Consider the following 11,845-nt stretch of genomic DNA (forward strand, 5'->3'; position numbering starts at 1 on the left):
GGCGGTAATCAAGTTAAATACCCCGATTGCGTCAAATGTCTGTGGAGCGCGGCCACTTGGGCTCCGGGTTTCGGGCAAGCAGGGCCGCTTCTCGTGTGACAAGTGAGTAGCACAAAAGGTTGTGCTCCGGGTGGCGCGGGGGTCAATTCAGGTTCACCTCACACTCTTCCGGCAGGTTCATGGTGGGTTTCCGTCCGGATCGTGGACGGGAGCGGCGATGAGTACGTGTTGTATCTATGCTGTCGACATGCCCTCCGCCCCCGCCCCCGCTCCCGCCTCCGCCGTGAAGCAGCCCCCCGCCGCCGACCGTGTCTACACACACGTCAAACAGGGTGTCCTGGAGCGCCGTTACGAAGGCGGCACGCTGCTCACCGAGGGCGAGCTGGCCGAGGCGGTCGGGGTCTCCCGGACGCCGGTGCGGGAGGCGCTGCTGCGGCTGGAGGTGGAGGGGCTGATCAGGCTCTACCCGAAGAAGGGCGCCCTGGTGCTGCCCGTCTCCGCGCAGGAGATCGCGGACGTCGTCGAGACCCGGCAGCTTGTCGAGGAGCACGCGGTCCGCAAGACGGTGCCGGCCTCGCCGCGGCTGATCGCCCGGCTGGAGGAACTGCTCGAACAGCAGAAGGCCCAGGCCGCGGCCGGGGATCTGGCCGGCGCGGCCGTGACCGACCGCTGTTTCCACGCCGAGATCGTCCGCAGCGGAGGGAACGAGATCCTCTCCCGCCTCTACGACCAACTCCGCGACCGGCAGCTGCGGATGGGCGTCGCCGTGATGCACGCCCACCCCGACCGCATCACCAAGTCGCTCGCCGAGCACGAGGAGATCCTCCAGGCGCTTCGCGCTGGAGACGCGGAGGCGGCCGTGGCGTTCGTGCACCGGCACGTCAGCTGGTTCTCCATGCTGGCGCGGGGGGACGTCCGTTGAGCCGCCCCGCCACACCCTCGTCCACCGGGTCCGTGCCCGGGGACCCGCCCGGTGGCCGCCGCGCCCTCGCCGTCTGGGGTGTGGGCGTCTCCGTCTACTTCGTCGCCGTCATCTTCCGTACGTCGCTGGGCGTGGCCGGCCTTGACGCCGCCGACCGCTTCCATGTGGGCGCCTCCGCCCTGTCGACCTTCTCGATCCTGCAACTGCTGGTCTACGCGGGCATGCAGATCCCCGTCGGCCTGCTGGTCGACCGGCTCGGCACGAAGAAGGTGCTGACGCTGGGGGTCCTGCTGTTCACGGCCGGCCAGATCGGCTTCGCGCTGTCGCCGTCGTACGGCACGGCGCTGGCGTCGCGGGCGCTGCTGGGCTGCGGTGACGCGATGACGTTCATCAGCGTGCTGCGGCTGGGCAGCCGCTGGTTCCCGGCCCGGCGCGGACCCATGATCGCGCAGATGGCGGGCCTGGTCGGCATGGCGGGCAACCTGGTCTCCACGCTGCTGCTGGCCCGCCTGCTGCACGGGGTGGGCTGGACGGCGGCGTTCGCGGGCAGCTCGGTCGCCGGCCTCGTCGTCCTGGTCCTGACCCTGTTGTTCCTGAAGGACCACCCCGACGGTCACGAGCCGGAGCCGTTCCCGCACCACGGGGCCGCGTACGTGCGGCGGCAGATCGCGGCGTCCTGGCGGGAGCCCGGCACCCGGCTCGGCATGTGGGTGCACTTCACCACCCAGTTCCCGGCGATGGTGTTCCTGCTGCTGTGGGGGCTGCCGTTCCTGGTCCAGGCGCAGGGCCTCAGCCGTGGCACCGCCGGTGAACTGCTCACCCTCGTCGTCCTGTCCAACATGGTCGTCGGACTGGTGTACGGCCAGATCGTCGCCCGGCACCACACTGCGCGGCTGCCGCTGGCGCTCGGCACGGTCCTCGCGACGGCGGCGGTGTGGGCGAGCACGATCCTGTACCCCGGGGAGCACGCGCCGATGTGGCTCCTGCTCGTCCTGTGCGGGGTGCTCGGCGCCTGCGGGCCCGCCTCGATGCTCGGCTTCGACTTCGCCCGCCCGGCGAACCCGCCGGAGCGTCAGGGCACCGCCTCCGGGATCACCAACATGGGTGGTTTCGTCGCCTCCATGACCATCCTCTTCGCGGTCGGCGTCCTCCTGGACGCGACCGGGGACGACTACCGCATCGCCTTCTCCGCCGTCTTCGTCCTCCAGGCCCTCGGCCTGACGCAGATCCTCCGTCTGCGCGGCCGCGCGGCCCGCCGCGAACGGGAACGCCTGGTGGCGAGCCGGGTGGAGACGGTGCACGTACCTGCCTGAGGGCCGGCCGGCGGCGAGCCCCCGGACGCGGCGGCTAGACGGTCACCGCGAACGCGCGCAGGATCGCCGCGATCAGATGGGGGTCGCCCTCGGCCTTGACGCGGTCGGCGACGAGGTCGGCGCTCACGCGGCCGCAGGCGAGGCGGACGTAGGTCTCCCAGTCGAGGGTGAAGCTGGCGGCGGGGCCGAGGGCGGGGGCGGTCTCCAGGGTGCCGCGGCCCTGCATGTCGACGCGGACGGTGCGGATGAACTCCACCGGGCCGTGCACGTCGAAGACGACAGCCGAACTGCGGGGCGCCTGCGCGTCCTCGGCGACGACCTTCGGCAGGACGGACAGCAGCTCGTCACGGACGACGTACGCGCCCGGCGAGTCCAGGTTCCCCGGCTGCCCCAGCGCGGCGCGCAGGTCCTGTTCGTGGACCCATACGTCGAACGCGCGGTTGCGCATGGCCTGTTCCAGGGTGACTTCGGTGCTGAGGGGGCCGCGGATCTTGTGCCCGGGGTCCCGCGACTCGTTCCGCAGCTGGCGGTTGCGCCGGATGATCGTGTACTCCAGCTCGGAGGTCATCTCCGGCGCGGTGTGGTGACGGCGGGCGTCGACCTGCATCTCCATGTACCGCTGGTGCTCGGTCCGCACGTGGTACAGGTCGCGCGGGAGGGTGTGGATGGGCCGCGGGTCGCCGAGCATCTCGCAGTCCAGGCCGATGACATGCGAGACCACATCGCGTACCGACCAGGCGGGGCACGGCGTCCGCCGGTTCCACTCACCCTCCACGAGCGGCGTCACCAGCTCGGATATCGCGTCCACGGAGTGGGTCCAGGCGTCGGCGTAGGGCTGAAGAGTGGGATGCAGACTCACGGAAACGGGACCCCTCGGGCGGTCGGTACCTGTCAGTACGGTCGGTGCGTACGGGTATGTGGGTGGCGGTTTCGGTGGGGGTGTCGGCGGTGACGGCGGTGAGTGGGCGTCGGCGGCTGTCGGTGGGTGTTCTGGAACGTTAAGTTACGCTGCTGGGAGTCACCCCGGCAGTGCTTTGGTGTGACGATCGTAGGCCGGTGTGGACGTCTCGAATGCCAGGACGGTGGTAGTGTGCGCGCCTCGCTCATCCAGATCGGTGTAGACGAGGACGAATCGGTCGATTCGCGCAGGCGGCGTGCGGCCTCGCTGGTGCGGGACCAGGCCGGTGCCGATCTCGTCGTCCTCCCGGAGCTGTGGACCACCGGCGCTTTCGCGTTCGAATCCTTCACCACGGCGGCCGAGCCGCTGGAGGGGCCGACGTACGAGGCGATGGCCAAGGCGGCGAGCGACGCGGGCGTATGGCTGCACGCGGGCTCGATCCCGGAGCGGGCCCCCGACGGGCCGCTCTACAACACCTCCCTCGTCTTCTCACCGTCCGGCGACCTCGCCGCCGCCTATCGCAAGATCCACCGCTTCGGCTTCGACAAGGGTGAGGCGGTGCTGATGGGCGCGGGCTCGGAGCTGGTGACGCTCCGCCTCCCCGAGACGACCGTCGGCATCGCCACCTGCTACGACCTCCGCTTCCCCGAGCTGTTCCGCGGGCTCGTCGACGCGGGCGCCGAGACGCTTCTGCTCTCGGCGGGCTGGCCCGAGCGGCGGCGCGCGCACTGGACCCTGCTGGCGCGGGCGCGGGCCGTGGAGAACCAGGCGTACGTCCTCGCCTGCGGAACGGCCGGTACGCACGCGGGGGTCCCCCAGGCCGGCCACTCGATCGTGGTCGATCCCTGGGGCGAGGTCCTGGCGGAGGCGGGCGCCGACGAGGAGGTCCTGACGGTGGAGTTCGACCCGGCGAAGGTCGCGACCACGCGGGAACAGTTCCCGGCGCTGAAGGACCGCCTCCTGGGCTTGGAGCCACCGCGCCGCTGAACCTCCGCTCAGCCCTGCGGCGGGGTTCGGGGGCCGTCCCGCAGGGCTGTGAGGAGCGCGTGCAGGGCGGTGGGGGTGGGCGACAGGATGGTGGTGGGGCTGTCGCTCTCGCGGAGGTGGAGGGTGGTGGGGGCGGTGGATATCTCTACGCAGGAGGTGTCTCCGCCTCCCCCGGAGAACGACGACTTCTGCCAGTGGAGTCCTTCGGGCACAGGGAGATCCTTCACAGTTCCTGGGCGATGCGGCGGATGAGGTCAAGGGAAGCATTCTGCGTGAGCGCTGCCTTGTCGATACTTTCGAAGAGAGCCCGGTATCGGTTCAGCCGCGCTGTGGCGTTGATGAATTCGGCGCCGTGTGTGGTGTCGATCTGCACGGTGTCGAGTGGGGATACCGGCCCGCCCACGTACTGCATGGCGTACCCGGCGCCTGCGAAGCCCTCGGCGGTGAAGGGGACGACGCGGAGGGTGAGAGAGGCCCTGTCGGCTGCCTGAAGAAGGTGTCCGAGCTGGGCGCGGGTGACCTGGGAACCGCCGACGCGCATGCGCAGCGCGGCCTCGTGGATGACGACGTCGTACGGTGTGCCTGCCTCCAGTACCTGCTGTCGCCGCATCCGGAACGAGACACGGGTCTCGCGGGCCTCTTCCGAAAGGCTCGGTTCGCAGAAGACCGAGGCGGCGCGCACGTGTTCCTCGATCTGGAGGACTCCCGGGATGTGCACCACTTCGAATACGCGTACGTATGACGCGTCATGCTCCAGTTCGGCCAGGTCGAGCGCCTGCGGTGGCATCGCGCCCCTGTACTCCTCCCACCAGTTGCCGAGGCGGGGTACTGACATCTCGACCAGCGCGTCAACGAGGGCGGTGTCGTCGCAGTCGTAGAACTCCGCCATCCTGCGGAGTCGTTCAGTGCTGAGGCCGAACCGTCCGGACTCGATGTGGCTGATCTGGGTCGGGCTGACTCCCAGTTGCGCGGCGGCCTTCCGGTTCGAGACGCCCGATGCCTCGCGCAGTTTCCGCAACTCTGCGCCCAATCGAGCCTGTCGGGCGGTCGGGGTGGGCCTCGATGTCATGCCTTCTCCTCGATCGAGTGACGAGCTTCCCTGAAACGTTGAGCCTGCTCAACGTTTACCGCTACGGTTGCCACTGTACTCACGGAGAGTGCCCGTGTGGTCGCCCATCCGCAACTCCCGCACGCCCATGCCCCGTTGGAAGCGCCACCCCGACCATCGACACCGGGGCGCCGGACAGCAACGCGGACAGGCGCGTGCAACCCCCTCACCTCCACCGGAGTTGATGCCCCATGCCCTCGTACACCCTCATCTGCCCACCCGTCGAAACCTCCCCCCACATCGCCCGCGATTTCGTCGCCACCGTCCTGCACGCGCTGCACCTGGACCGCACCCTCGTCGACGACGCGGTCCTCTGCGCCTCCGAACTCGTCACCAACGCCTGCGTGCACGCCAAGGGCGGTGACGGCACCGTGCTGTGGCTGGACGTGCAGGAGGGGCGGCTGCGGGTGGTGGTGTACGACGGGGACGAGAACCCGCCGGTCATAAGGGAACTGACGACTGAGACCTGGGAGCGGGGCGGCGGCCGGGGGCTGTATCTGGTCGACGCCCTCACCGAGGGCCGCTGGGGGCACGGCCCGGACCTCCCGTACGGCGGCCCGACGCACCCGGTGGGCAAGGCGGTGTGGTTCGACCTGCCCGTACGGCGAAGGGCGCTGCCGTGTTGACCGACGAGCCGCGAACACCCGACAGCCGTCAGCGGCAACTCGAAGCGGCGGCCGTTGTCCTGGACCTCGCGCGGCCGATGGTCGACGACGGCGCGTGCCTCACCGCCGACCAACTGCGCTGGATCGCCGGCCGCCTGGTCGCGTCCCTGGCGGACGTGCTCAGGATCGCCGCCGGTCGGTGCGATCTCCCGCCTGAACCGGGTGGAGGAGGTGGGTACGACACCTCCCCCCACTCGATCACCCGCCCCTAGGATGACCGGCATGGCTATGGACGGCGCGCAGACGACCCCTGACGTGGTGGAGGACGTGTTCGAGGGACACGCCACTGACATCGAGGTCGAGGACCCCGGTGAGGAGACCGAGCGGATCCAACGGCCGTGGAACCCCGACCAGATCCGGGTGAACACCAGCCAGTTCTCCCTGCGCAACATCCTCGACCAGATCGACGAGGGCTCCATCGAACTCGCGCCGGACTTCCAGCGTCTCCAGGTCTGGCGCGCCGACCAGAAGTCCCTGCTCGTCGAGTCCCTGCTGCTCCAGATCCCGCTGCCCGCCTTCTACTTCGCAGAGGACGCGGACGGGTCGTTCCGGGTCGTCGACGGACTTCAGCGGCTCTCCACGCTGCACGCGTTCGTCCGGGGCGGCGAGAACGGCTTCGCCCTCGGGAAGCTGGAGCATCTGAACGATCTGAAGGACTTGCGCTTCACCGATCTCCCCGTGCCGTTCCAGCGGCGGATCAACAACACCCAGCTGATCGTCAACGTGATCGACCCGACGACACCGCGCGGAGTGACGTACGAGATCTTCAAGCGGATCAACACCGGCGGGACTCCGCTGAACGCGCAGGAGATCCGACACTGCATGAGCAGCCCGCGCAGCAGGGACATCCTGCATCGGATGACCCACACGGACGCCTTCGCCAAGGCCACCGGGGGTCGCCTGACCAACCACATCCGGATGAACGACCGGGAGATGGCCCTGCGGTTCGCCGCGTTCTGGCTGAAGGACATCGAGGCCTACCAGGAGCGGCCCATGATGGAGCTGTTCCTGATGGACGCCACCGAGATGCTCGACGATCCGAAGCAGGTCCCTGACGAGCGGGTGGCGGCGCTGGAGGCTGCCTTCGACCGGGCGATGACCCACGCGTACCTCGTCTTCGGGGAGCACGCCTTTCGCAAGTGGCCGAAGGGCGATGACTACCGTCGTCCGATCAACCGAGCCATGTTTGAGAGCTGGTCGCTCGCCCTTGCCGATCCCGACCACACCACCGCCGATCTGCGAGCGCGCAGGAAGGCGATCGTGCGGGCCGCGCGGGAGCGGATGACCACGGACGTCACCTACCTCAACGCCATCACCTCCTCCACCACCGACCGTCATCGCGTCGACTACCGCTTCAAGGCCGCCGTCGCGGACGCCGGAGCCGGCCGGTGATCACTTCCCTGGAGATCCGCGGCTTCAAGCGGTTCGAGTCGGAGTCGTTCGAACTGCGCCCCCTGACCGTCCTGACCGGGGTCAACGGCGGTGGCAAGAGCACCATGCTCCAGTCCCTGCTGCTGGCGCGGCTGGCCGAGACGGCGCGCGGCGTGGCGGGCGACGCCGTGCGGCTGAACGGTCCGCTGCGGCTGGCCCTCGGTGAGGCCCGGGACGTGCTGAACTGGGCGACCGACGCACGCGAGATCACCGTACGGCTGGGCGGCCCGAACGGTGAGCAATGGGTGTACGTCCTCGGCCTGCCCGACTCGGAACAGGCACTGCACCTGAACGCGCTGCGGCTGCCGGTGCAGTCCGTGCCCGGCATCGGGCGGGATGTCGTCGACCCCGCGTTCACGTATCTGTGCGCTGAGCGTCTTGGACCACGCGACACGCTGTCGGTGTCCGCCGAGGAACCTGACCGGATCGGGGTGGGGGTGCAAGGTGAGTTCACCGCACAGGTGCTGGCACTGCGCGAGTCCCGTGCGGTCAGCCACCGCGGCCCCCGCGGGGAGGTCCGAGGCTCGCTGCACCACCCGGACGCTGCCGGTCCGCAACTCCGCCTCCAGACCGAGGCCTGGGCCTCGGAGATCATCCGCCCTCTGCAGATCACCGCACGGGTGGCCGTGGGCATCTTGGCCGGGACGATCCGCTTCAGCGAGCCCGGCCTGAGCGGTGAGGAGATCCGCCCCGTCAACACCGGCTTCGGTGTTTCCTACGCCCTTCCCGTCATCGTCGCCGGTCTGCTCACCGAGCCGGGCGACCTGTTGATCGTCGAGAACCCCGAGGCCCATCTGCATCCGGCGGGGCAGTCCCGGCTCGGCCGCTTCCTCGCGCGCGTGGCGGGCAGCGGAGTACAGGTCCTGGTCGAGACGCACAGCGACCACGTCCTCAACGGAGCCCGACTCGCCGTCGCCCAGGACGGCTCCCTCCCGGCGCAGGACATGATCACGCACTACTTCGACCACGACCGGACCCTGCCCATCGACATCAACGACAAGGGCGAACTCAGCCATTGGCCGAGTGGCTTCTTCGACCAGATCGAGACCGACCTGGGGAGGCTGGCCCGTGCCGGACGCAGCAGGTGATGGCGACGACTACCGCGTGGTCGTCGGCGAGGAGTCCTTCGACTGGCGGGAGCTGGCGGACGCCGATCTGCCCGAGGCCCTCGGCATGCTCGCGAAGTTATTGGAGCCCCTGGCCGACGGCCGCAAAGCGGCGTTCATGAACGCCGCGTACGACGTGGAGTGCCGGCCCTCGGTCTCGCTGATCGACGCCCTGTACTCGCCCGACGGCGGGCTGCCCCGTGACGTGCGGGCCCGCCTGCAGACGCTGCTGGGCAAGTGCAAGCGCCTGGATCCCGACGAGGCGGACCTGCCCCAGCCCGTCCGGGTGGCCGACGGACCCTGGCGCGAGCCGTCCTGGGGCACCGCACACGCCCTGGCCAGAGCGGCGGAAGGCCGCGCGATGTCCTGTCTCCTGGCGCCGTACGCCGAGGAACCCGACTGGCCGTCCGGATGGGTCACCTTCACCCGGACGACGGAGACGGGCCAGGACGAGGTGAAGGCACACGTCCTGCGCTCACCGAAGGACGCGCCGGACTTCTGGCGAGGCGTGTTCACCCACGAACCCGTTTCGGCCGAGCACTTCTTCACCCTCACCGAGGACGCCTTTCCCCGGCTGCTCTTCGCGGAGACTCTGCGTCTGCACCACTTCAAGGGCTCCTACGCCGAGGTCCTGCCCTGGCTGGTGAAGCTGCTCGGTGCGCTCAACGACCACTTCGCCCGGACCCTGGCCGACTGTTGCGGCGACCAGAACCAGGTCATGGCCAGATTCTCCGCCCTGGGCCTGGACATCTCCCCCGAGAGCTCGAACACGAAGAAGAACGCGAAGGCGTGGGAGCAGCGCAAGGTGGTCCACGGCGACGCCGTCTACCGCTGCGAGTGGCACGGCAAGCGCCTGTGGGACCGCGACCGGGTGCACTTCTCCCTGCCGCTCGCCGAGCAGGACGACCGCGTGCTCATCGGGATCTTCGTGGAGCATCTGGCGACCTGACGAGTCGTCTCAGTCGTCCCGCTCCTTCTCCGCCAGGTTGATCACGCACACCGTGACGGCGATGAGCAGCGCCGGGTCCGCGTCGTCGCGTACGACGTCGAGGCCGTAGGTCTCGCGGACCCGCAGCCATCTGCGGGAGATGTGGGCGAGGAGTTCGCCGTCGTACTCGACCACGAACTCACGGTCGAGGATCTTGCCGCTGACGTCGAGTTCGGTGCCGTCCGCCAGGGAGACGCGGTAGTGGTTGCGCAGCAGGGACAGGCGTTTGCGGCGGACGGTGGCGAGGGGCTCGCCGTCCCGTTCGACGACCATGGTGTCGCGCACGGCGAACATCTTGCGGCGGATGTCGATCAGCACCCGGCCCTGGGTGTCCTTCAGCTCGAAGGTGTCCCGCAGCCGCATGGCCTTGCCGTCGACGAGGAAGGCCTTCCGGCCGTGCTCGTCCTCGATCCAGTAGTCGTCACCGATGCCGAGGAGCCGGTCGCGTACGAGGAATCTCATGCCTACAGGCGTTCCCCGTGACCCGACCCGAAACGTCCTGTATAGGCCGAAGGGACGAGGCCGGCCCCGTTTCCGGGGCGGGCGCGCACGGAGGTCCGCGCCGGAACGTGGGGCCTCGGCCGCAGGCGGGCCCAGCCCTTCGGCCGGGGGCGGCCCGGTCCGGCTCACGGGGAGCGGGACCGGGCCGGCCGCCGCCGGGGCCGACGGGTCGGACGGGAGTTGTGGTGACGGAGCCGGCCGTTCTAGTAGCCCTGGTAGCCGCCCCGCTGCCGGTCGTCGTCGACCACCGGGGTCGTGGGCGGTACCACCACCCGCCTGCGCCTGGCGATGCTGCTGAAGGTGGCGACACCTATCAGTCCGACGATCATGAAGATGATGCCGACCAGGTCGAGGTTGACCCCCTGCATGTCCCAGTCGGTGGCGAACGTGAGGATGGCCCCCACGGCGATCAGGATGATGCACCCGCCCAGGCCCATGAGTGTTCCCTCCAGTGTCCGGTTGGGTCGGCCGGTCGTTCCGGTCGTTCGGTCCTACCGGTCGACATCGGGTACCCGGACCGGCCGCTCCGTAACAGCCGTTGCGGGCCTGACTGGTGCTCAGCCCTCCAGGAAGGCCGCCAGAGCGTTCGCCAGGAGGTAGGGGTCCTTCGCGCCGCACAGCTCACGGACGCTGTGCATCGAGAGGATGGCGACGCCGATGTCGACGGTGCGGATGCCGTGGCGGGCGGCCGTGATGGGGCCGATGGTGGTGCCGCAGGGCATGGAGTTGTTGGAGACGAACGTCTGGAACGGCACACCGGCCTTCTCGCAGGCGGCGGCGAAGACGGCGCGCCCCGAACCGTCGGTGGCGTAGCGGTTGTTGACGTTGACCTTCAGGATCGGGCCGGCGTCCGCGCGGGGGTGGTGCGTCGGGTCGTGGCGCTCCGCGTAGTTGGGGTGCACGGCGTGCCCGGTGTCGGAGGAGAGACAGACCGTGCCGGCGAAGGCGCGCGCCCGGTCCTCGTAGGAGCCGCCGCGGGCGAAGACCGAGCGCTCCAGCACTCCGCCGAGCAGCGGGCCGTCCGCGCCGGTGTCGGACTGGGAGCCGTTCTCCTCGTGGTCGAAGGCGGCGAGCACGGGGATGTACGGGAGGCCGTCGGCGGCACCGGCGACCGAGACGAGCGCGGCCGTACCGGCGTGCACGGAGAGGAGGTTGTCCATGCGGGGACCGGCGAGCAGGTCGTTGTCGCGGCCCAGGTACGCGGGAGGCTCGACGGAGTGGGTCATCAGGTCCCAGCCGGTGACCTCGCTGGCGGGGATGCCCGCCTCCTCCTCCAGGAAGGCGATCAGGTCGCCGTCGCGGACGTCGTCGCCGAGGCCCCAGACGGGCTGGAGGTGACGCTGCTTGTCGAGCTTCAGTCCGTCGGAGGTGACGTTGCGGTCGAGGTGGATGGCCAGTTGAGGGACGCGGAGAAGGGGTCTGTCGACGTTGACGAGGCGGGTGGTGCCGTCACGCAGGGAGAGCCGGCCGGCGAGGCCGAGGTCGCGGTCGAGCCAGGAGTTGAGCAGCGGGCCGCCGTAGATCTCCACGGCGATCTGGCGCCAGCCGTGCGCGCCGCTGTCGGGGCGGGGTTTGACCCGGAGGTTGGGAGAGTCGGTGTGGGCGCCGATGATGCGGAACGGGGTGTGGGCGTCGGCGCCCTCCGGCACGTACCAGGCGATGATCGCGCCGCCGCGCAGGACGAACTTCCCGCCCAGCGAGCCGTCCCACGCGTCGGTCTCCGAGACCTGCCGGAAGCCGGCCTTCTCCAGCCGCTCCGCGGCGCTCGCGACCGCGTGGTACGGGGTCGGGCTGCTCGCCAGGAAGGTCATGAGGTCGTCGGTGTGGCCGCGATCGAAGCGTGGGGGTGTGCGCATGGGGTTCACCTTAACGACGTACGAGGGCCCGCTCCCGGGGGATGGGAGCGGGCCCTCGTGGTGGGCGTGC

The 11,845-nt window shown here is 69.8% G+C and carries 14 protein-coding genes; 8 read left to right on the forward strand and 6 right to left on the reverse strand.

Annotated elements, in window-relative coordinates; all coding sequences use genetic code 11:
- The first annotated feature begins 247 nt into the window (after positions 1–247).
- Together STRBO_RS0100335 and STRBO_RS0100340 are read left to right on the forward strand one after the other, a co-directional pair.
- Entirely contained in the window at positions 248–922 is a 675-nt protein-coding gene (locus STRBO_RS0100335) for a GntR family transcriptional regulator (protein WP_005483086.1), read from the forward strand.
- Complete coding sequence (locus STRBO_RS0100340) at positions 919–2,235, forward strand: MFS transporter (RefSeq protein WP_005483088.1); 1,317 nt, start codon at positions 919–921, stop codon at positions 2,233–2,235. Before STRBO_RS0100335 ends, STRBO_RS0100340 begins: the two co-directional genes overlap by 4 nt.
- Before the next feature lie 34 nt (positions 2,236–2,269).
- Here the strand turns inward: STRBO_RS0100340 and STRBO_RS0100345 are convergent, their stop codons facing one another.
- Entirely contained in the window at positions 2,270–3,094 is an 825-nt protein-coding gene (locus STRBO_RS0100345) for a maleylpyruvate isomerase family mycothiol-dependent enzyme (protein WP_020113592.1), read from the reverse strand.
- A gap of 231 nt (positions 3,095–3,325) precedes the next feature.
- Here STRBO_RS0100345 and STRBO_RS0100350 point away from each other — a divergent pair, with 231 nt between their 5' ends.
- Positions 3,326–4,120: a carbon-nitrogen family hydrolase gene (locus STRBO_RS0100350; RefSeq protein ID WP_005483092.1), complete on the forward strand. Its 795-nt coding sequence runs from the start codon at positions 3,326–3,328 to the stop codon at positions 4,118–4,120.
- A gap of 8 nt (positions 4,121–4,128) precedes the next feature.
- Here STRBO_RS0100350 and STRBO_RS0100355 read toward each other — a convergent pair whose 3' ends face one another.
- Complete coding sequence (locus tag STRBO_RS0100355; RefSeq protein ID WP_020113593.1) at positions 4,129–4,332, reverse strand: DUF397 domain-containing protein; 204 nt, start codon at positions 4,330–4,332, stop codon at positions 4,129–4,131.
- An 11-nt stretch (positions 4,333–4,343) separates the two neighbouring features.
- The gene (locus STRBO_RS0100360) at positions 4,344–5,189 is read right to left on the reverse strand and encodes a helix-turn-helix domain-containing protein (protein ID WP_028796396.1); all 846 of its coding nucleotides are present in this window, start codon (positions 5,187–5,189) and stop codon (positions 4,344–4,346) included.
- Positions 5,190–5,419: 230 nt separating this feature from the next.
- Here STRBO_RS0100360 and STRBO_RS0100365 point away from each other — a divergent pair, with 230 nt between their 5' ends.
- Genes STRBO_RS0100365 through STRBO_RS0100385 form a run of 5 tightly spaced genes read left to right on the forward strand, consistent with a single transcriptional unit; the run spans position 5,420 to position 9,379 of the window.
- Positions 5,420–5,854 (forward strand): ATP-binding protein, encoded by a 435-nt coding sequence (locus tag STRBO_RS0100365; RefSeq protein WP_005483099.1) that lies wholly within the window; start codon positions 5,420–5,422, stop codon positions 5,852–5,854.
- Positions 5,848–6,105 carry a hypothetical protein gene (locus STRBO_RS0100370; RefSeq protein ID WP_005483100.1) on the forward strand — a complete coding sequence of 86 codons (258 nt, stop codon included), beginning with the start codon at positions 5,848–5,850 and terminating at the stop codon, positions 6,103–6,105. Before STRBO_RS0100365 ends, STRBO_RS0100370 begins: the two co-directional genes overlap by 7 nt.
- A gap of 10 nt (positions 6,106–6,115) precedes the next feature.
- The gene (locus tag STRBO_RS0100375) at positions 6,116–7,285 is read left to right on the forward strand and encodes a DUF262 domain-containing protein (protein WP_237547723.1); all 1,170 of its coding nucleotides are present in this window, start codon (positions 6,116–6,118) and stop codon (positions 7,283–7,285) included.
- Entirely contained in the window at positions 7,282–8,412 is a 1,131-nt protein-coding gene (locus STRBO_RS0100380) for an AAA family ATPase (RefSeq protein WP_005483102.1), read from the forward strand. The genes STRBO_RS0100375 and STRBO_RS0100380 overlap by 4 nt, the downstream gene beginning before the upstream one ends.
- On the forward strand, positions 8,393–9,379 hold the full coding sequence (locus STRBO_RS0100385) for a hypothetical protein (RefSeq protein WP_005483106.1): 987 nt from the start codon (positions 8,393–8,395) through the stop codon (positions 9,377–9,379). The genes STRBO_RS0100380 and STRBO_RS0100385 overlap by 20 nt, the downstream gene beginning before the upstream one ends.
- 9 nt (positions 9,380–9,388) lie before the next feature.
- On the opposite strand, the gene STRBO_RS0100390 is transcribed toward STRBO_RS0100385, so the two are convergent.
- From STRBO_RS0100390 to STRBO_RS0100400, 3 genes are all read right to left on the reverse strand, one after another.
- Positions 9,389–9,880 (reverse strand): LURP-one-related/scramblase family protein, encoded by a 492-nt coding sequence (locus STRBO_RS0100390; RefSeq protein ID WP_005483108.1) that lies wholly within the window; start codon positions 9,878–9,880, stop codon positions 9,389–9,391.
- A 242-nt stretch (positions 9,881–10,122) separates the two neighbouring features.
- Complete coding sequence (locus tag STRBO_RS0100395) at positions 10,123–10,356, reverse strand: DUF6458 family protein (protein WP_005483113.1); 234 nt, start codon at positions 10,354–10,356, stop codon at positions 10,123–10,125.
- A 120-nt stretch (positions 10,357–10,476) separates the two neighbouring features.
- Complete coding sequence (locus STRBO_RS0100400) at positions 10,477–11,775, reverse strand: M18 family aminopeptidase (RefSeq protein WP_005483114.1); 1,299 nt, start codon at positions 11,773–11,775, stop codon at positions 10,477–10,479.
- Between the last annotated feature and the right edge of the window lie 70 nt (positions 11,776–11,845).

The sequence above is a fragment of the Streptomyces bottropensis ATCC 25435 genome, assembly GCF_000383595.1.
In the GTDB taxonomy this organism is placed as follows: domain Bacteria; phylum Actinomycetota; class Actinomycetes; order Streptomycetales; family Streptomycetaceae; genus Streptomyces; species Streptomyces bottropensis.

What these genes read in the sequence shown, in the direction of transcription:
- STRBO_RS0100335 (WP_005483086.1), top strand. Translation starts at nt 248, where the DNA reads ATGCCCTCCGCCCCCGCCCCCGCTCCCGCCTCCGCCGTGAAGCAGCCC.
- STRBO_RS0100360 (WP_028796396.1), bottom strand. Translation starts at nt 5,189, where the DNA reads ATGACATCGAGGCCCACCCCGACCGCCCGACAGGCTCGATTGGGCGCA.
- STRBO_RS0100365 (WP_005483099.1), top strand. Translation starts at nt 5,420, where the DNA reads ATGCCCTCGTACACCCTCATCTGCCCACCCGTCGAAACCTCCCCCCAC.
- STRBO_RS0100375 (WP_237547723.1), top strand. Translation starts at nt 6,116, where the DNA reads ATGGCTATGGACGGCGCGCAGACGACCCCTGACGTGGTGGAGGACGTG.
- STRBO_RS0100390 (WP_005483108.1), bottom strand. Translation starts at nt 9,880, where the DNA reads ATGAGATTCCTCGTACGCGACCGGCTCCTCGGCATCGGTGACGACTAC.
- STRBO_RS0100395 (WP_005483113.1), bottom strand. Translation starts at nt 10,356, where the DNA reads ATGGGCCTGGGCGGGTGCATCATCCTGATCGCCGTGGGGGCCATCCTC.
- STRBO_RS0100400 (WP_005483114.1), bottom strand. Translation starts at nt 11,775, where the DNA reads ATGCGCACACCCCCACGCTTCGATCGCGGCCACACCGACGACCTCATG.